This is a genomic window from Paenibacillus sp. FSL P4-0127, from assembly GCF_038007325.1.
GTDB classification, from domain to species: Bacteria; Bacillota; Bacilli; order Paenibacillales; family Paenibacillaceae; genus Fontibacillus; species Fontibacillus macerans.
Genome location: NZ_JBBOWY010000001.1, coordinates 1,339,263 through 1,357,697, shown reverse-complemented (window position 1 = coordinate 1,357,697; position 18,435 = coordinate 1,339,263). Strand labels below are relative to the sequence as shown.

Below are 18,435 nucleotides of genomic sequence, written 5' to 3'. Positions count from 1 at the left end.
AAACCGCGGATTACCAAGCGTACGCTTTCGGAGCCTCCCCGCCCGGGCCCGGAAAAATTTCGTCGATCGCCTTCAGCGTATCTTCGCTCAGCTCCACATCGACGACGCGCAGCGTCTCCTCGAACTGCTGCAGCGTACGCGGCCCGATAATCGGCGCCGTGACGGCCGGATTGGCCAATGTCCAGGCCAAGGCCACCGTGGCTGCGGATTCGCCCAGCTCTTTGCACAGGCTGTTGAACCGCTCCAGCTGCGGGCGCAGCTTCTCGACCCGTTCGGCCTGCTTCTCGGTGCGGGATCCCGGCTGCGGGTTGAGATTGCCGCCGAGTATGCCCCCGTCCAGCGGGCTCCAGGGGATTACGCCGATGCCCAACTCTCCGGCCGCGGGCAGCACTTCCAGCTCCGGCAGCCGGCATAGCAGGCTGTATTTGTGCTGCTCGGAGACGAGTCCCAGCGCCCCGTGCGCCTTGGCTTCATACTGAGCCTTGACCAAATCCCGGGCGGCAAAGTTGCTCGAGCCGACATAGCCGATTTCCCCCCGTTTCTGCGCGATGTCAAAAGCGTTCCAAAGCTCATCCCACGTGACGTTGCGGTCGATATGATGCATTTGGTACAGTTCGATATGATCCGTACCGAGCCGCCGCAAAGAAGCCTCCAGATGGCGGCGGATTTTATAAGCCGACAACCCGGCCTCTCCGTTCGGGCCGTCCAGAGGATCGTCCATCGGGCCGTACACCTTGGTGGCCAGCACCACTTTCTCGCGGCGGCCTCCGCCCTGCGCGAACCAGCGGCCGATGATTTCCTCGGTCCGCCCGCGGTGTTCGGGGCCGCCGTACACATTGGCCGTATCAAAAAAATTGACCCCGGCATCAAGGGCCGCGTCCATAATTTTGAACGCCTCCTGCTCCTCCGTCGCCGGCCCGAAATTCATCGTGCCCAGGCAAAGACGGCTGACCTTCAACCCGGTTCTTCCCAAACTGGCATACTTCATGACTACAACCTCCTTAAGCGTTTTGGTAGCATGACTCTAACGGACATGTTTGCACAAAACCTTTCTAGGTGTATGAAGTCCATACCCATTATATACCATAGTCCGAACCGGTAAAAAGCTCGAGTTTCTGTTGTGATACCCTTCGGTGCTTGTTATCGGCAACCCTTGCCTCTCCAAAAAATAGCGGTAATTTTTGGCCCTATCCGCACCTTTTCGCCTCATTTTCGGGCCTTAGCGGAATTTTTTGTCTCTATTTCTAGAGTGACCTTCCTTTCTGCCGCCTCTCAACAGGCAGTTGCAAAGATTAGCGACATAAAATTCCGCTATTCGTGCCACTTTCGCATGTCCGGTCAAAATAACGCCCTTTTTTACCGCTATTTCGGCGTACGGCCCCGTTTATTCGCTTTCCCTGCGCACCGGCGCTTAAGTCCCTCCGCCTGCCCCTGGCCTGTCCCTGGATTTTTCCCTTCTGCTTGTCCCGGCTTAAACTCGCTCGTTTCCGCCAGCTTAAGTCCTTCCGCCGATTGCCCCGGCTCGGATTCCACGTAATGCTTGAGCATGGACAGCTTGTTCTCCCAGAAGCGTTCGTAGTAATCAAGCCAGCGCTTCAGCTCCAGCAGCGGGTCGGCGTCCAGCCGGTAGCGCGTCTCGCGTCCTACCTTGCGCTCGTGGACAAGCCCCGCCTCCGCCAACACGCGCAGATGCTTGGAGACCGCCGTGCGGCTCATCGGGAAGCGGCCGCTGATGTCCTTGAGCGGCAGCTCCCGGTCGCCGAGCAAACGCAGCATTTCCCGGCGCGTCGGATCGGCGATCGCCTGAAACACGTCATGCTTCGCGGCAGCGCTCTCCATCGTTACGCTCCGACGTAAGCGGCCAGCTTCTGAACCAGTCCGGCCCAGCCTTGGTCCATCCGGCCGCGCACCAGCCCGTGGGCTTCGCCGAATTCGGTCACTTGTTCCGCGCTCCAGCCGCCGTGGATCAGGGTGAATTCCGTCCGATCGCCCTGCTCCTTCAGTTCAAACGTCAGCGTCCAGTCCTTGCCCCAGTTAAACGACAGGCGATGCGGCGGATCCACCAGCGTTACTTTGCAGGGCGAGTTGCCGAAAGGCCCGGCGTTAAGATGGAACTCGAAGCCTTCGACCGGCTGAAAATCGTTGGGCATAAACCAGGCGGCAATCCCTTCCGAGGTGGCCACCGCCTCCCATACCCGGGAGATCGGCGCGTTCAGCATAATTGTATGGCGGATATCCGGCAGTGCTCCGCTTCCGCCGGTTTGATGATGCGGGTTGTTGGTTTGATCCATGATGTTCGTCCTTTCGCGATTTGTTTTATGAAACCAAAAGGTTTCTCAATATCATTTTAAGCAACCGTTTGGTTTCATGTCAATACTGCGGAGTTACTATAAGCTGTTCTGTTTTAATTTGTCCATTTCTTCTAATGTCATGGCGTTGCATTGCTTAAGGAAATCAAGAATGATCCGGCTTTCCTGTTCATTATAACGAGTTACCAGTTCCTGAGTGGCCTTTAGCGCGGAATCGAACAGAGACGAAATCAGCTCCGATTTTTCGGAAACGGCTTTGACCAGCACCTTTCTCCGGTCGTTCGGGTCTTTGTCTCTGGTCGCAAATCCCGCTTGCTCCAGGCGATCGATTACACTTGTAACCGCTCCGGTGGTCAACCCCGTTAATTCGGCCAGACGCCCTGCGGTTACAGGGCCGGCTTTCAGCAAATAATCCAGGCATTTGTGATCGGTCGCATTCAAGCCGATCTTTTCAGAAATCGTCTGATGCAGCATCACGGCCCGGGTCCCGTTTTCGCGCAATTCCAGAACAATTTCCTGTTGCAGCGGCGTCAGGTTCGGCCATGGCCGATAATTATCGCTTGACATAAAGAAACCTCCTATATATGATTAATTTATCTTGATTAATTAAGATAATTATTTAATTAAGATTTCATCATGGTTAAGATTTTATTCGGCAACAGTATATCACAGCTCCAAAGTTTAACCAATCGATGATCAAACCTTAATGGAAAGGACAGGATCAAGTATGGAAAATCGGGAAAAAGACCTAGACGCAATCAGAGAACTCTTTACAGCGCTTAACGAGGCGTGGAACGACGGCGACGGGACCGCATACGGGGAATGCTTCACGGAAGACGCCGATTATGTTACTTTTATAGGCCAGCATATAAAAGGCAGAAAGCAAATTGCCGAAGTTCACCATTGGTTGTTTAACGGTCCGCTTCGCGGGTCAAAAATGGAATCCAACTTTACATCCGATCTTCAACCTCGTTATATTACGCCGGATGTCGCCGTTGTCCACGGGATCGGGGAAGTTAAGCTGGGCGATCCCGAACAGGATCCTAACGACAGAGGCTCCATCAATACGAATGTTATCGTTAGACAGGCTGATAAATGGCTCATTGCCGCCTTCCATAATTGCCGCATCCAGGAGATGCCGTCAGGACCGCGTTCATGATAAAGCAAATAAGAAAAACGCCTAACGGCGTCCTTTAGCGGCTCTGACTTTTACTTGGGAGCGAATAGGAGGGCTCTTCTTAAACTTTGGGCGCTGCTCTAACGGACACCAGCGACCTTATCCGCCCATTTCCCGGATATTTAATTTTATAAATTCTAGCTATAATGTCAAAAAGCAACACAGCGCCGGTTTTCCGGCGCTGTGTTGCTAGTATTCAACCAGTCTCAAAAGGCCTGCCTGAACACGACTTCGGTTCTGTTTCTGCGGATCAATTTTCTTCGTTTCTGTTACACATAATCCTTAGGTCTATCGTTTCGGGTGAATTTCAAACAGGCGCGCCGATTTCACACTCGCCAAGGTCACTTGCAGTTCGCCCCGCTCGGCGTCCCAGCTCCACGAGCAGTCGAACCCTTGCGGGTAAGCGCAGCGGATGTCAAGCTGCTCGCCCCGCAGCGCCGGAAGCGGAAGCGTCCGGGTCGGCGAAGCTCCGCCAATCCGCCACACGGCCAAATAAACCGAGCCGCCGCGGCGCAGCCCCAGGCTGATCCACTCGTCCTGCTGCTTCGGCAGCCCAAGCGGCCAGAACGGCAGCGCCTCCGGAATGTCCTTGCGGATCGTTTTGTAGTAATCCAGCGCTTCCTTCACAAGCTCCCGCCGGCGCGGACTCAGCTCGGCCAGATGCCCGCTTTGGTGGACCCGCAGCAGCAGCGCGTTCACCATGTTGAACACGACCTCTTCATCGTCGCCTTCCCGCAGCGGGTAGGACCAGATCGCCGACTGCTCCGGCGTCAGCGCCGAAGGCGAAGCGGCGGCAATGGCCGCGTAATTGACGTAGTTTTCCTGATCGCTCGTCGACTGAATGCTGTGGCGGCTGAGCATCGCATAGTCCATTCGCATCCCGCCGCTTGAGCAGTTTTCGATCACGAGGTCCGGGTACCGGGCAAAAATACCGTCCAGCCAAGCCAGATAAGCGCGGTTGTGCTGAAGCAGGCCGTCGCCGAAGCTGTCCGCGTCCGTCTCCGTGCCGATCCCGGCGTTGATGTTATAGTCCATCTTGATATAGCCTACCCCGTAATCCTCCACCAGGCGGCGGATCACTTCGTTCGCATGGGCGACCACCCGCGGGTTCCGGTAATCGAGCTGATAGCGGCTGCGGTCCTTGACTCTCCGCCCGTGGCGCATGAAAAACCAGCTGTCATCGGTGCCGGCCAGCTTCGGACTGTTGATGCCCATCACCTCCAGTTCAAGCCACAGCCCCGGAACCATCCCTTTGCCGCGAATGTAATCGAGCACGTATTTGATGCCTTCCGGGAACCGTTCCGGCGACGGCATCCATTCGCCCACGCCGTCCCACCATTCGCCCGCCGCATACCAGCCGGCATCGATGCAGAAATACTCGCAGCCTGCTTCGGCCGCGGCGTCGATGAGCGGCAATAGCTTGGCCGTCGTCGGCGAACCCCAGAGACAGTTCATGTAATCGTTGAAAATTATCCGCAAATCGCGGTTGTCCGCGTTCGGGCGGCGAATCCGGCGGCGGTACGCGGTCAGCTGCCCGATCGCCTCTTCGAACCCGCCGAGCGCGGCGCCCACCGCGACGGGGACGCTGACGAACTCCTCGCCCGGCGCGAGCGAAATCCACCAATGATTATCGTGTTCCGTCGGCCCGCTCAGGAGAAGGGTGAGGAAGTCGTTCTGATCGATGATCTCCCAATGCCAGGAGCCGTTATGCTCGATCTGCCAAAACAGGCTGCTTCCGGCTTCCCGGTTCTCCAGCACGGCCATCGGGATATGCTCCGCAGCCGACCACGAACCGGTATTGCTGCAGGAAACCCGCTTGGAGCTGCGGTCCGTCAAATGCGACATACCCAGCTCCGGCAGGCTGTACGTGCGCCACTGCAGCTCGCTTTGCCAGCCGCTGTGCGGAATGTACAGCGCCATTTTGTCGTCGCGGTCAAGCGCGCCTTCCTTATCGAGACCGGTTAAGGCGAAGGAGGAAACGTATTCTACGCCCAACTCTTCCGTTCCCTCGTTGCTCAGCGTTACCCAAGCCTTGACAGTCTGAAGACCGTCGTAGAATTGAAAATGCTGCACCGCCCGCAGCGACGTGTCCGGATCGCGCAGCACGATCTCCAGCTTGCGGCCGGCCTTATTGCGTATATCGGCATGAGCCTCGTAGCGCATGCGCAGCCCCGGGAACGTGGCCCGGTGCGTCCGCCCGTGATATTCCGCGCGGTCCTCGCCCGTCAGCTGCAGCTCCATCAGCCGGAAGCCCGGCTTTTGCCCGTTTGAAATCGCGCCTTCCCGCAGCTCGCCCGTACCAAAGTGAAACAGCCGCACATCTTGCTCCGGCGTAACCTCCAGCACCAGGTGAAGTCCGTTTTCCTGAACATGAATAAGTTGGGACATAAGAATAAGCAGCCTCCCTATTAAAAAATCGCTGAACTTGCAGACCCTTGTTGATTGATTTCGTGAACCCGGAGCATTATCCTCTGCAAAAATTTAACTCAGCACCACCCGGGGTGCTGAGTTAAAAAGGATGGGTTCATTAATTTTGCCGGTTTATTGGGCGGAGCCCAGTTGAACCCATGCTTGTTCGATTTCGGTCACGGCTTGGTCCTTCGTTTTGCTGCCGCCGATGTAAGCTTGCATGATTTCACCGAATTTTTGGTGGAACGTATCCAGCGAGTAGTTAATCGCCAGATCGCCCGAAGGTTCGGATTGCAAAATTTCGTTCATTTGCTTCGGCATATCCAGCTCCGGAAGCGGAGCGTCCTTGATCGGCGGAATGACCTTCGCTACGTTGGAGAACCAGCTCTTGCCGTAATCGGAAGTATACAGCCAATTGAAGAATTCGATCGTTTCGTTGACGACGGCGGAATCCTTGTTGATCCGCAGCGCCTGGTCGGCGCCGGTGATGATCGTGGCTTGCTCCGGTTTGTCGCTGACCGGATATCCGGCGATCCCGATTTTAATGTCCGGGCTGATTTTCTTGATCGCTTCTTCGTCCCATGCGCCTTTACCTACCATGATCGCCGCCTTGCCGGTGGCGAAGTCGCTGATTTGCGCGTTGCTGTCGCGTTCCAGCGGTTTGTCGGTGCCATGTTTAACCGTTTTGTCAACGAAGTCAAAGAAGTTGTTGTAAAGCACCGGATAATCCTTGATTTTGGCGTCGCCGGCGATAAAGCTGTTCACCAGGTCCTTCGACGTTACGCCCTTGTCTTGAGCCGCCGCGTTGACGAAATGCTGGAATACGTGTTTCCATACCCACCATTCTTTATAGGCGTTGGCAAACGGCTTGATGCCTTTGGCTTCCAGCTTCGCGATAGCGTCGTCCAGTTCGGCCGTCGTTTTCGGGAAGGTTGTGATGCCGGCTTGTTCAAACAGATCTTTGTTGTAGATCAGCGAGAACAGATTGCCTTTAACCGGAAGGCCCAGCACTTTCCCGTCGGAAGAGGTCATGTTGGCGCGAACGGCGTCCGTCATCGCTGCCGCCAGCGGCTGATCCGTCAAATCGGCGCTGTATTCGGCAAACGTGTCGATATCTCCGCCGGCTGTCGTTTGGAATACGTCCGGCGTGCTGCCTGCGGCGATTCTCGATTTCAACACCGTATTATAGTCGGACTGCATGATTTCCAGGTTGATCGTAACGTTGGGCTTCACTTTTTTGTATTCAGCGATATAGGCGTTAAAAGCGTCGGTATATTCCGGAGAAGCCGTAAACATGTTGATCGTGACCGGTTTGGAATCATCCGTTGTGCCGCCGTTCCCTGCACCCGCGCCATTCGTTCCGCCCCCCGCGGCATTGTTTCCGCCGCCACCGCAAGCGGACAGCAGACCCATGAGCAGCACAAGGCTGAACGACAGGGCCAAGATTTTCTTCTTCATTCGTAACGCCCCCACTTTCTTGTCGTTGTTCATTCTTTGAAAGCAGTTTCACGCTTTCTATGTTCCTTATTCTAAAGAAAAGGTGCAGCGATAAAAATGTAGATAAGTGGTGACTTAAGGGTAAAAAAGTGGAGTGATCGTCCAGTTCACTTTTTGACCCCTTCCTCCTCTTTCGACCGGTATTCCGTCGGCGATAACCCGCAGTAATTGCGGAACGCTTTGCTGAAATAATTTTTGTCCTTGTAGCCGAGCATTTCGGAAATCTCCTGGATTTTCAGGGAAGGATCGTCCAGCAGCTCCTTGGCCTTGTCCATGCGGACCTTTTGCACGTATTCGTGGATGCCGTACCCGTACTGCTGTTTGAACAGCTTCATTAAATACTCGCGGCTTAAGAAGTATTTTTCGGTGAACATGGAAATTTTAATGTCTTCAAAATAATGATTGTCGATGTACTCCTTGATGTCGTCGACCTGAAACGGCCGGTTGGCCGCCAGCAAGCGGCGGATTTGTTCGTGATAGTACTCCGTCAGCCGCAGGAGCACTTCTTCGTATTCGTCGAAGCCGGCAAAATCGGTCCGCAGCCCCAGCGCGCGCAGCGCCCTTTCATCGCCGGAACGCGGCAGCGCGTCCCCCGGCACGCCAAGATCCAGGGCCATGTCGCTTAAGAGGACGACGATCTCGCGCAGCGTCCGGTCGGCCGCCCCGATGCTGAACGCGTCCGCAGCTTTGATCTTCTTGGCAAAATCCCCCATGACCGATTTGGCATGATGGAGATTGCCGGCTTCCAGCGCCCCGCGAAGGAGCGGCATCCGGCCGGTGAAAGAGTAGATATTCTTCGCGGCAGCTCTCCCCTTGTCGCCGATCACGGCCATTCCCTTCAGCTTTAATAGGTCGATGGCCAGGATCGAACTGACCGCCGTCTCATAGGAATCGGCCAGTTCCATGATGTTTGGGCTCGAAGGGCCGATCCCTCCCGCTACCTGTAAACCAAACAGCTCGCTTAGGGTATTGATGATCTTGCGCATCATTTTTTCCGCGCGGAAAGCGACTTCTTCGGGATAACCGCCCCCCGCGGTATACACCGCAATAATCTCGCGCTCCTGCTTCGGATTGGCAAAGCTGAAGCAGAGCATGTCGCCCCCGCCCACGTCGCTCACCACATTGGCCACCGCAAAATAAAGCAGCTCGGTATCGCTGTTGAACCGGCTGTCCCTGATGGCTTCCATATTCATGATCCGCAGCACCAGCGCGCCGAAACGGTTCAGGGGATCGTCCGCCCCGATCAGCGGCAGGAACGCCCGGTTGCTATGTTGTTTGAAGCTTCGTTCAATGATCGATAGATAAATTTTCTCCTTCAGCTTCGGCAGCGACATATTAAACGCAATGTTGCGGGTAATCGATTCGGTTTGCATCTGCCGCTTGGCGTTTAGCAAATCGATGCCTTTGCGGAGCGCCTGGTTGAGATCATGCCGGTTAATCGGCTTGAGCAAATAGTCCAATACCCTGGAGTGAATCGCCTGACGGGTGAACTCAAAATCGTTATAACCGCTAATCACGATCGTCAGCAGCTCCGGGTAATCGCGCTCCACGATTTTTAAGAACTCGACGCCGTTCAGCTCGGGCATTTTCATATCGACCATCGCCAGGTCGGGCTTGTGCCGCTCCAGCATGGCCAGTCCGGTTTTGCCATCCGTCGCTTCCAGCACTTCGTCAACCTCAAGGCCTTCCCAATCCCCTAAAATCCGGATCGCCTCACGGAGCGGTTCTTCATCGTCAATGATCAACACTTTATACATGGCTGCTGCCTCCCCGCGGTATCATCATTCGCATTTCCGCGCCGCCATCGCCGCTGCGGACCACCAGATCGGCGTCTTCGCCATAAAGCAGCCTGAGGCGCGTGTACAGGTTTTTGAGTCCGATGTTGTCACCCTCCTGGTCCTCCCATTCGACGTGAAACGATTTGAGGATTTCCTCCAGCCTTTCCAGGGAAATCCCCGGTCCGTTATCCTGCACGGAAATTATCGCATGCGTATCGGCCAGTTCCGCCCGAATCACAATCGTAATGGCGCTCGACACCTTTTCCAGGGCATGCTTGATCGAATTCTCCACCAGGGATTGAATGGACAGCTTAGGGATCTGCAGCTCCATCAGCGATTCGTCCCATTCGATCGTCACCTGAAGGCGGCTGCCGAATCTAGCTTTTTGCAGCGCCAGATAACGATCGATATGTTTAAGTTCTTCCCTAGCGTTTACGATATCTTTTCCGCTTATGCAGTATCTGAGCGTCAAGGCCAAGGCATCCACCATATCGGCGACCTCGTCGTCCCCGCTTTTCAGCGCTTTGGTCGAGATCGCCTGGAGGGCATTGTACAGAAAATGCGGGTTGATTTCCGCCTCTAACGCTTTCAAAATCGCGTTTTTCTCCACCAGTTTCATCTTGTAACGCTCATTGATCAAATCGTTGGTCCGCCGCACCATCCGGTTGAAATGCCTGGACAAATAGGCGATTTCATCCCTGCCCTTGACCGGGATTTCCGCGTCGAACGTGCCTTCGCTGAAACGTCTCATCCCATAGGACAAGTCTTTCAGCGGTCTCGTGATCGCACTCGAAAGGAGCGTAACCAGAACGACCGAAATGAGCAAAAAAATGCCCCCGATGAGATAGCTCAAATCCCTCGTCGTCGTCGCCGCGGCGTAAATGTTGCGGTAAGGAATCGGCTTGACCAATTTCCAGCCTTCGTCCGGGAGCACGTTGTATACAATCAGATACTTGGTGCCGTCCTCGCTCGTCCAGGTTAATGGCCGCATGCCGCCGTCCTTGCCGATCTGCCTGAGCCAGGGGGCGTTCTCCACCTGCTTCAGAAACTCCGGATCGTCGACGTGAAACGGCACGTTGTCGGCATCGAGGTACAAAAGATGCTCCCCTTCTTCAAACGGGATATCCCGCAAAATTTCGTCCTTGCCGGCCGGCTTTATATAGAAGGAAATAACCGCTTTCGGGTCGCGGGAAACGAGCGAGCGCAGCACGCGGTGATATCCCATGAAGCTGGGCTCCTTGCTCATGTTGTACCCCGACTTGGCCCCGGGAACGATAAACGATTGAAACGAACGGTTGTGCGGGCTCTCCATGGCCTGCTTGTACCACGGCTGGTCGGGAATCCCCTCCTGGTAGCTGACGCGCACCGTAATGTTATAGGCTTCGCGGGTGATCGAATAATATTTCTTCTGATCGATGAGGTAGAAATAAATGCTTTCCAGATCGTCCCGCGAGTAGAACAGGCTCCGCAAATAATTTTCCAGATACATTTTGGACGAATAATCGTTTTCCTCCAGCTTAATCGCCCGGATGATCTCGTCATAGCGGATTTGCGGCAGGGACAACTGCTCGATGCCGGACAAATAATCCTCGAGGTTCTGGTTCACCAGCTTCAAATTGTTGGTCGTGCTGGCGATGCTGTGATCGACCGATTCTTTTTCGAGCATTTGATAGGAGATGACGGTCAGCGAGCCTACCACAAGAATAATAATCGTCGTAAACAGCAAAATAAGCTTATTGACCAATCGGCGCGAAACCCGGTCTTTAAGCGACAATGTCAAACGTTTCAGTCGGCTGAACATATTGCCCTCATTTCTATGACTGTGTAAGTTGCCTGTCCCGTTCTATTCCCTAGTTCAAAATATAAGTCATGACCCGCGCTTAACGCCAGTTCACGTTTTTACCCTTAACTGTTTTCTTAAATCCATTTTGGCGTGAAAACGGTTGATTTATAATCATTATAGCCGAATCACCTTATATAAACTATCGTTGCGAAAAAGAGGTGCATTATGTTGAAACTTGGGAGAAAACGCGCCGAGAAGCTGGAGTTCGGAATATTTACGCTGCCGATCCTTATTTCGGTCATCGCTGTGTTCTACTATCCGTTTATTATGACCATTCGCTACTCCCTGACCAAATGGAACGGGATTTCGAAGCACCCTAAATTTATCGGACTCGATAACTTCAAACAGATCTTCATGGGCGACGCCAACTTTACGCACGCCGCCTGGTTTACGGTCAAATACATGATTCTTTACATCGTTTTGATCAATGTGCTGGCGATTTTGCTGGCGCTCGTGCTGGACATGAAGCTGAAATCGACCAACTGGCTGAGAGCGGCCTTCTTTATTCCTTACATTCTTAGCTTGGTAATCGTAGGGTTTATCTGGAAGTTCATTTTCATGCAAGGTTTCGAATCGCTGGGGCAAAGCACCGGTTGGGGGGTATTCGCGCTAAGCTGGCTGGGTGAACCCGGACTAGCCTTTATCTCCGTGCTGTTCGTCTCGATCTGGCAATCGATCGGCTTCTACATGGTTATCTACATCGCCGGTTTGCAATCGGTTCCAGACGATTTGAAGGAGGCGGCCACCGTCGACGGGGCCGGACCGGTCCGCCGGTTCTTCAACGTCACGCTGCCGCTGCTCGCGCCGTCGATCACCATTTCCGTGTTTATGGCGCTGACCAACTCGATCAAGGTATTTGACGTGATCCTGTCGCTGACCGGCGGCGGACCCGGCGGCACCACATACAGCGTCGCTTACGACATCTACCGCGATACGTTCCAGAACAATCTGTACGGTTACGGCACGGCCAAGGCGCTGATTTTGTTCGTGGCGGTGCTGATCATCACCATTATTCAATTAACGCTCTTCAAACGCAGGGAGGTTGAGGCATAATGACTAAAAACAGAGCGGGGCGTTTTGTCCTGGAAATCGTTATGGTCCTCCTGTCCATTTTGTTCCTGTATCCGTTGTTCCTGACCATCATCAATTCGCTGAAAAGCTTCCAGGAGGTCATGACCGACGTAATCGCTTTGCCGAAACGGCTTGCTTTTGAGAACTACAGCTACGTGTGGGAATTCATCAACTACCCGCGGCTGTTTCTGAACAATGCGGTCATTACGATTCTCGGCCTGGCCGGGATCATCCTGATCTCCTCCATCGCCGCTTACAAGCTGGCCCGCACGAAATCGAAAGCCAGTTCGATCATCTATATGCTCTGCATCATGCCGATGCTGATACCGTTCCAGTCGATCATGCTGACGGTGCTGCAAATGGCCAAAAACTTTCACCTTTCCGACAGCACCTGGGGGCTGGGCATTTTGTACTGGGGTTTCGGCGCTCCGCTCGCCCTGTTCATCTACCACGGCTTCGTGAAAGGGATTCCGAAGGAAATCGACGAAAGCGCCACGATCGACGGCGCCTCCGGCTTCCGGCTGTTCTTCAGCGTGATCTTCCCGCTGCTGAAGTCGGTTACGACTACGATCATCATCATCGACGTGATGTGGATCTGGAACGACTTCCTGCTCCCGCTGCTCATGGTCAATGGCTCGCCGACGACCAAAACGCTGACCCTGGCCGCGTACACCTTCGTCGGACAATACACCTCCGACTGGCAGTACGCGATGACCGCCATGGTGATGGCCGTGCTGCCTTCGATCATCGTGTTCATCTTCCTGCAAAAATACATCGTCAAAGGCGTGGTCGCCGGCGCGGTGAAGGGCTGAAAGTGGTTTATAAGAACCCCCGGAGCGGATGCTCCGGGGGTTTGTTGGGTTGGGGGCTGGATGTGAGTAGATGTGAACTGGACGGGGGCTCGGCGTGGGCTGGATGTGTGCTGGACGAGGCTGGATATAAGCTGGATGTGTGCTGGATGTGTGCTGGATGTAAGCTGGATGTAAGCTGGATGTAAGCTGGATGTGTGCTGGTCGGGGGCTGGACGGGGCTGTCATCGCTCCGCCATCATGATCATTGCGGCAACTTGCCTCTTTATGCGGTCCTTGCCGGTTCCTTCCCCGGACTCCCTTCCGGGGCTTGCGAAAAATAGCGGTAATTTAGGACGTTATGTTGAGAATCTCTAGTTCCCGTTATGAAATAGAGGTATTTTATGTCGTTATTTTCCAAAAAGGTCCTGATTAGCCACTGATTCAGCCACACTGCCCGAATATAGCGACATTTTTTTCCTCTACTTTTCAGTTTGCTCACGTGATAGAGAAGATAGAGGCATTATTTTCCGCTATTTCGCTATTTGATGAAGGGGGTTGAAGGGAGAGCATTACTGTGACAGCATTCCCCATTCTAACGGTTGTCACAGCCGCTATTTGCCCCAATAAGGCGGTTTTCAAATTCTAACGGTTGCCATGCGCTTATTGGGCAGAAAACCGGCTATTGGGGCTCAGATTAAAGCAAATAACGGCGCTCACAACCGTTAAAATTTAGAAGGTGGCTTTTTTCGTAAAATAGTGCCTGCTGCAACCGTTAGAATTCCGGCAGAATGTAATACCCGCCCGCAAATGTACCGGGGATTTTGCGTAAGCGTCAATGCGACGCCAGCTCAGGAGAAGAGTACCTAGCAAACTAGTAGCCTGCCAACTTACGGCCGTTTTGTTATAGGTTCGCCAATACTGCGTTTCCAATCTAGTCTGATACCGTTCATGCGCTTCCCGTATGGGCTTTTGTACCCTTTTCCTTCAAATTCGTTATAATAAAAATTAGGCTCCGCTCAAAAGCATTTATGCGAAGCTTGTTATCCGAAAATGAAGGGAGACCTGCTTCATGCCAAATTCATCTCATGACCGGAAAGGTCGTTTATCCGATATTCCCGTATCCATCCTGGACCTCGCTCCGATCACCGTCGGCAGCACGGCCGCCGAGTCGCTGCGAAACTCGCTTGATCTGGCCCGGCACGCGGAAGACTGGGGATATCACCGCTACTGGCTGGCCGAGCACCACAGCATGCCCGGCATCGCCAGCTCGGCGACGGCGGTCGCGATCGGCCATATCGCCGGCGGCACGGCCAAGATCCGCGTCGGCTCCGGCGGCGTCATGCTGCCGAACCATTCGCCGCTCGTCGTAGCGGAGCAGTTCGGCACGCTGGAGTCGCTGTATCCCGGGCGGATCGATCTCGGCCTGGGGCGGGCGCCAGGCTCCGACCCGGCGACCTCGCAGGCGCTGCGCCGCGGTCCGGGCAGCGACGGCCAGGACTTCCCGGAGCGGCTCGCCGAGCTCCGGAATTACTTCCGGCCCGCACCCGGCTCCTCGCTGGCGGTGCGGGCCATCCCCGGCGAAGGCCTGGACATCCCGATCTGGCTGCTCGGCTCCAGCGGCTTCAGCGCGCAGCTGGCGGCCCAGCTCGGTCTGCCGTTTGCCTTCGCCAGCCATTTCGCGCCGGATTATATGCTCCCGGCGCTCGATTTGTACCGCGGCCACTTCCGCGCCTCGGAAGCGCTGGCGGAGCCATACGCGATGATCGGCGTCAACGTGATCGTGGCCGATACCGACGAAGAAGCGCGGCGGCTGGCGACATCGCAGCAGCAGCAGTTCCTCAACCTGATCCGCCGCCGCACCGGAAAGCTGAACCCGCCGGTCGACCACCTCGACTGGTCGCTGCAGGAGCAAGCGCTGATCGAGCGGCAGCTCAGCTGCTCCGCGATCGGCTCGCCGTCCACGGTGCGCGATCAGCTGCAGCTGATCCTCGAGCAAACGAATGCCGACGAAATCATCGTAGCCGCGCAAGTCTACGATCATCAGGCTCGTTTGCGCTCCTATGAGCTGCTGGCGGAAATTTGCTCTTTATAATCCGTCGGGCTGTATCCCGTGTACTCCTTAAACACTTTGGAGAAATAGTGTTGATCGGTAAACGACAGCAGATCCGACAGCTCCTTGAATTTCATTTCCGGCTTGCAGGCCATCAGCCTGCAGGCCTCTTTGATTTTCAGGCCCGTATAGTACTGCACGAATGTGGCACCGGTAAATTTTTTGATCACTCGGCTGACATAGGAAGGGCTTACATGAAATTTCGCCGCGATATCGACCACCGACAGCTGGGAATACATATTCATTTTCACGTATTCGTCCATCTGCGCAAACAGTTCCTCGCCGCTTTTTCGGCTATGCGCTTGCAGCATATCGAAGCACTGCCTGGTCCACTCCAGCAGCTCACGGCCAAAATCGCCGTAGCTCTCCGCCTCGAACAGCTGCTTCGCTTTCACCTCCAGGCCGAGCCGGAGGGCCGTGCCCCGCTCCTCATACAAATGAGCGAACGTATCGACCAGCAGCCCGACAAATCGCTCCAGATCCGCAAGCCGGACGTTCTCCTCTCCCCATTTGGCCAGTTGTTCCATCAGTTTAAGCGCAAACTGCTCCTTGCGGCGCCCGCGGATCATATCCGCGAAACCGAACGCCACATGCGGCTCCATCCCGACTTCCCCCTGCTTCGCATCAGGAACGGGAAGTCCCGTATCCAGCACTCCCCCTTTCATGATCCGCTGCCGCTCATTCAGGATGGACGACACCCGATGGTACAGCTCGGGCAGCTTCTCCGGCTCGGGGGACAGCACCTGCCCTCCGAGCATCGCGTCAATGCCACAATCGTGCAGATGGCGCCGGGCCGATTCCAGACATTCATAAACCGAGGAGTACATGTCCAGCACCGGCCTGTTCACCAGAACAAGAAACTGCTTCGGCGTTTGCGCAGGGAAAACCCAGCAGCGGTGCGGGGCGAAAATCTCCGTTAAGCAAAGCTGGACCTCTTCCCGCGTCCAACGTTCTTCCCCTGCCGTAAACGGCTGGCGGCGCACGATCAGCAGCATCTTCGCATAATGATGAAACTCGTCATCCAAGCGCAAGTCCGCAGCATAACCGGGAGCCACGATATCTTTTAACATCGCCGCATCGCCGGGCGCCCGCTTGTTCAACTCCCCGATCGCCCGGTCCATCACTTCCGCCAGCTGCACGCGCTCCACCGGCTTCAGCAAATAGTCAAATACCTGAAGGTTCAACGCCTTGCGGGTATATTCAAAATCGCTGTACCCGCTGATCAGCACGTATTTCAGCTGCGGACTGATCAGCTTGGCCTGCTCGATCAACGCGAGCCCGTCCATTTTCGGCATCCGGATATCGGTCAGCAGCAGATGGATCGGTTCCCGCCGCAGCGTCTTCAGCGCCTCTTCCCCGTTGGTCGCCGTCGCCGCGATGCGGATCGGCAAATCCATAGATTCCAGCAGCGTTTTTATGTTCCGCAATATCGGCTTGCTGTCCTCCACGATCATCACGTTATACATCGCCCGTCCCTCCTGTTATGCTCAATAGAAATCTTTCGTCAGCGATCCGATGATTTGCACCGTAGCGCCCGTTTCCCCGTCCGAATGATTAAAAATATTGAAAAACAGCCGATTCTGATACATCAGCTTTAGCCGGCCCACGCTGTTGACAATCCCCATGTTTCCGATGGCCGACCGGTGGTTCTGAATCTCGCTTACGCCCGCAGCGGACTGCTCAATGTTGTCCAAAATTTCGCGGATTTTGTCCGGCGGAAAGCCGTCCCCGTTGTCTTTGATTTCGACGGCCCACAGCCCGTTAAACTGCTTCACCGTAATTTTGATCCGCCATGGGGGATCCGTGTTCGTGAACGCATGCTCGACGCAGTTCTCTACAAAAGGCTGAATAACCAGCCGCGGCAGCTGGATTTCCCGGGACAATTCGTCCGCTTCGATTTCCCATTCCAAGTCATCCTCATATTTTTGCTGAACGAGAGACAAGTAGTGTCTCGTATGCTCCAGTTCATCGGCCAGTGTCACATGGGCGTAAGGCGACGACACGATATAACGCAGGCTGTCCGAAAGATGCTTGCACATATCGGACACGACCTCCGTTTTTCCCTCCTGGGCGGCGATGCTGATCAAATAAAGGACATTATGGATGAAATGCGGGGCGATCTGGGCCTGGAGCGCGGAATTGCGCGCTTTGACCTCTTCGTGCAAGGCCAGTTTCTCTCGTTCGATCGATTCCTGCAGCCGCTCCATGAGGTCCTGGAAAGCTTCGTTCAGCAGGATCAGCTCGTTGTTTTGCGGCCGGCTGTCAACCTTGACCTTCATATTGCTGTAGTTAATGCGCCAAATTTGGCTGCGGAGCTTGCGGATCGGCAGCAGCAAGTTGCGTGTCGACAAGAAAATATAGACGAACGAAACCACGATCAGCGAGGTAATCAACAGCATCGAAATGTATTGGACCGAATTGACAGGGCCGAGTACGGCCTTTTTAGGCGTCACGATATAAGTGGTCCAGCCGGTTTTTGGCGACTGGGAATAGGCCACGTAGTTATTGAATTTGTCGGCGTAAACCCCATTTCCGGTTAGCCCCCCGGTCAGTACGGCATGGTCCGTATCCGGGCCGGTGCGGGTAATTTCCACGCCTTGCCCGTCAAGGATATAAACGTCTCCTCCGGCGATTCCTTCGGTCATTTTTTCGATATAAGCCTGATCCATTTGAATGGAAAGATAACCGAACACTTTGCCGTTTTGGTTGTTGATCGCGCGGATAAACGATACCGTGTCACCCTCGCGGGTCAACATAAATCCGCTGCCGCTCCACCACCCGCCCCTGCCGCTTTTTCCCAAATAGGTTTCCAGAGTAAGCGGACTTCGCTGAGAGCCGATATAAGAAACGAGCAGGTTGCCCTGTTTGTCGTAAATGATCATGTCTTTGATGGCCATGCTCGGCCCGATCGCCTGAAACATCGTATCCCTAAGCTTTCGCGTGCGATTTAACATTTCGACACCGTTCGCCGGGTCTTTATCCAAAAGGGCAAAAATATCTTTGCTGGACAATATACGCTGCGACAGCTGGTTCTGACCGTCGATGTAAGCATCGACCTGTTCGCTGACTTTGGCCGCGGTCATCCGCGTTTCGCCGACCGTTTTCTCCTTCAGCGGCTTGACTACGATCAGATTGACGTATACGGTAAAGCAGCCGAGCACAAACAGAAGCAGGGCGACAAACGTAAGGAACACCTTCGTTTGCAGGCTGAACTGATATTTGCGCGGTACGGTTTTTACGATCATGGCTGCCGGTTCGCCTCCTCCATCCGCCAGGGCGCAGCTCGTGATGCTCTTTGACTCGTCCTAACTGTACCACGGCCATTCGCAAAATGACAACGGTTTCAAGTTCAGGATTTTACACATCAACTGTCATGTACAGACATGTACCTTGCCTCGGGCAAAATTTATAATCGGATTGTAAACGGATTCAAAACAAACGATTTACGGG

13 protein-coding genes and 1 pseudogene are annotated in these 18,435 nt (G+C 54.6%); 4 read left to right on the top strand and 10 right to left on the bottom strand.

Annotated features, from left to right (window positions below; translation table 11 throughout):
* Positions 1-10: 10 nt before the first annotated feature.
* The 4 genes and pseudogenes from NYE74_RS05985 to NYE74_RS05970 all read right to left on the bottom strand — a co-directional run bounded on the left by NYE74_RS05985 (position 11) and on the right by NYE74_RS05970 (position 2,876).
* Positions 11-988, bottom strand: coding sequence for an aldo/keto reductase (locus tag NYE74_RS05985; RefSeq protein WP_124332418.1), 978 nt, complete (start codon positions 986-988; stop codon positions 11-13).
* Between the two features lie 512 nt (positions 989-1,500).
* A pseudogene (locus tag NYE74_RS05980) lies at positions 1,501-1,839 on the bottom strand (ArsR/SmtB family transcription factor); the annotation flags it as partial.
* Positions 1,840-1,841: 2 nt separating this feature from the next.
* On the bottom strand, positions 1,842-2,291 hold the full coding sequence (locus tag NYE74_RS05975) for an SRPBCC family protein (RefSeq protein ID WP_124332417.1): 450 nt from the start codon (positions 2,289-2,291) through the stop codon (positions 1,842-1,844).
* A 96-nt stretch (positions 2,292-2,387) separates the two neighbouring features.
* On the bottom strand, positions 2,388-2,876 hold the full coding sequence (locus NYE74_RS05970) for a MarR family winged helix-turn-helix transcriptional regulator (protein ID WP_036619075.1): 489 nt from the start codon (positions 2,874-2,876) through the stop codon (positions 2,388-2,390).
* A 160-nt stretch (positions 2,877-3,036) separates the two neighbouring features.
* On the opposite strand from NYE74_RS05970, the gene NYE74_RS05965 reads away from it, so the two are divergent.
* A complete protein-coding gene (locus NYE74_RS05965) occupies positions 3,037-3,468 on the top strand; it encodes an SgcJ/EcaC family oxidoreductase (protein WP_036619073.1) in 432 nt (143 codons plus the stop codon).
* A gap of 306 nt (positions 3,469-3,774) precedes the next feature.
* Here the strand turns inward: NYE74_RS05965 and NYE74_RS05960 are convergent, their stop codons facing one another.
* The 4 genes from NYE74_RS05960 to NYE74_RS05945 form a co-directional block, all read right to left on the bottom strand.
* Complete coding sequence (locus NYE74_RS05960; protein WP_036619072.1) at positions 3,775-5,874, bottom strand: alpha-galactosidase; 2,100 nt, start codon at positions 5,872-5,874, stop codon at positions 3,775-3,777.
* Positions 5,875-6,027: 153 nt separating this feature from the next.
* Entirely contained in the window at positions 6,028-7,353 is a 1,326-nt protein-coding gene (locus NYE74_RS05955) for an ABC transporter substrate-binding protein (protein ID WP_036619070.1), read from the bottom strand.
* A gap of 146 nt (positions 7,354-7,499) precedes the next feature.
* Positions 7,500-9,149, bottom strand: a complete 1,650-nt coding sequence (locus NYE74_RS05950; RefSeq protein ID WP_213509689.1) for a response regulator — start codon at positions 9,147-9,149, stop codon at positions 7,500-7,502.
* Positions 9,142-10,971 carry a cache domain-containing sensor histidine kinase gene (locus NYE74_RS05945; RefSeq protein ID WP_341004635.1) on the bottom strand — a complete coding sequence of 610 codons (1,830 nt, stop codon included), beginning with the start codon at positions 10,969-10,971 and terminating at the stop codon, positions 9,142-9,144. The genes NYE74_RS05950 and NYE74_RS05945 overlap by 8 nt, the downstream gene beginning before the upstream one ends.
* 207 nt (positions 10,972-11,178) lie before the next feature.
* On the opposite strand from NYE74_RS05945, the gene NYE74_RS05940 reads away from it, so the two are divergent.
* The 3 genes from NYE74_RS05940 to NYE74_RS05930 all read left to right on the top strand — a co-directional run bounded on the left by NYE74_RS05940 (position 11,179) and on the right by NYE74_RS05930 (position 14,967).
* Positions 11,179-12,066 (top strand): carbohydrate ABC transporter permease, encoded by an 888-nt coding sequence (locus NYE74_RS05940; RefSeq protein WP_036619066.1) that lies wholly within the window; start codon positions 11,179-11,181, stop codon positions 12,064-12,066.
* Positions 12,066-12,896, top strand: coding sequence for a carbohydrate ABC transporter permease (locus NYE74_RS05935; protein ID WP_036619065.1), 831 nt, complete (start codon positions 12,066-12,068; stop codon positions 12,894-12,896). The genes NYE74_RS05940 and NYE74_RS05935 overlap by 1 nt, the downstream gene beginning before the upstream one ends.
* 1,048 nt (positions 12,897-13,944) lie before the next feature.
* Positions 13,945-14,967 (top strand): LLM class flavin-dependent oxidoreductase, encoded by a 1,023-nt coding sequence (locus tag NYE74_RS05930; protein WP_341004634.1) that lies wholly within the window; start codon positions 13,945-13,947, stop codon positions 14,965-14,967.
* On the opposite strand, the gene NYE74_RS05925 is transcribed toward NYE74_RS05930, so the two are convergent.
* Positions 14,934-16,451 carry a response regulator gene (locus tag NYE74_RS05925; protein ID WP_036619062.1) on the bottom strand — a complete coding sequence of 506 codons (1,518 nt, stop codon included), beginning with the start codon at positions 16,449-16,451 and terminating at the stop codon, positions 14,934-14,936. The genes NYE74_RS05930 and NYE74_RS05925 overlap by 34 nt on opposite strands.
* Before the next feature lie 21 nt (positions 16,452-16,472).
* Complete coding sequence (locus tag NYE74_RS05920; RefSeq protein ID WP_051985208.1) at positions 16,473-18,230, bottom strand: sensor histidine kinase; 1,758 nt, start codon at positions 18,228-18,230, stop codon at positions 16,473-16,475.
* Positions 18,231-18,435: the final 205 nt, after the last annotated feature.

Coding starts and splice junctions, on each gene's coding strand:
- NYE74_RS05985 (WP_124332418.1), bottom strand. CDS start 988: ATGAAGTATGCCAGTTTGGGAAGAACCGGGTTGAAGGTCAGCCGTCTT.
- NYE74_RS05975 (WP_124332417.1), bottom strand. CDS start 2,291: ATGGATCAAACCAACAACCCGCATCATCAAACCGGCGGAAGCGGAGCA.
- NYE74_RS05970 (WP_036619075.1), bottom strand. CDS start 2,876: ATGTCAAGCGATAATTATCGGCCATGGCCGAACCTGACGCCGCTGCAA.
- NYE74_RS05965 (WP_036619073.1), top strand. CDS start 3,037: ATGGAAAATCGGGAAAAAGACCTAGACGCAATCAGAGAACTCTTTACA.
- NYE74_RS05960 (WP_036619072.1), bottom strand. CDS start 5,874: ATGTCCCAACTTATTCATGTTCAGGAAAACGGACTTCACCTGGTGCTG.
- NYE74_RS05955 (WP_036619070.1), bottom strand. CDS start 7,353: ATGAAGAAGAAAATCTTGGCCCTGTCGTTCAGCCTTGTGCTGCTCATG.
- NYE74_RS05950 (WP_213509689.1), bottom strand. CDS start 9,149: ATGTATAAAGTGTTGATCATTGACGATGAAGAACCGCTCCGTGAGGCG.
- NYE74_RS05945 (WP_341004635.1), bottom strand. CDS start 10,971: ATGTTCAGCCGACTGAAACGTTTGACATTGTCGCTTAAAGACCGGGTT.
- NYE74_RS05940 (WP_036619066.1), top strand. CDS start 11,179: ATGTTGAAACTTGGGAGAAAACGCGCCGAGAAGCTGGAGTTCGGAATA.
- NYE74_RS05935 (WP_036619065.1), top strand. CDS start 12,066: ATGACTAAAAACAGAGCGGGGCGTTTTGTCCTGGAAATCGTTATGGTC.
- NYE74_RS05930 (WP_341004634.1), top strand. CDS start 13,945: ATGCCAAATTCATCTCATGACCGGAAAGGTCGTTTATCCGATATTCCC.
- NYE74_RS05925 (WP_036619062.1), bottom strand. CDS start 16,451: ATGTATAACGTGATGATCGTGGAGGACAGCAAGCCGATATTGCGGAAC.
- NYE74_RS05920 (WP_051985208.1), bottom strand. CDS start 18,230: ATGATCGTAAAAACCGTACCGCGCAAATATCAGTTCAGCCTGCAAACG.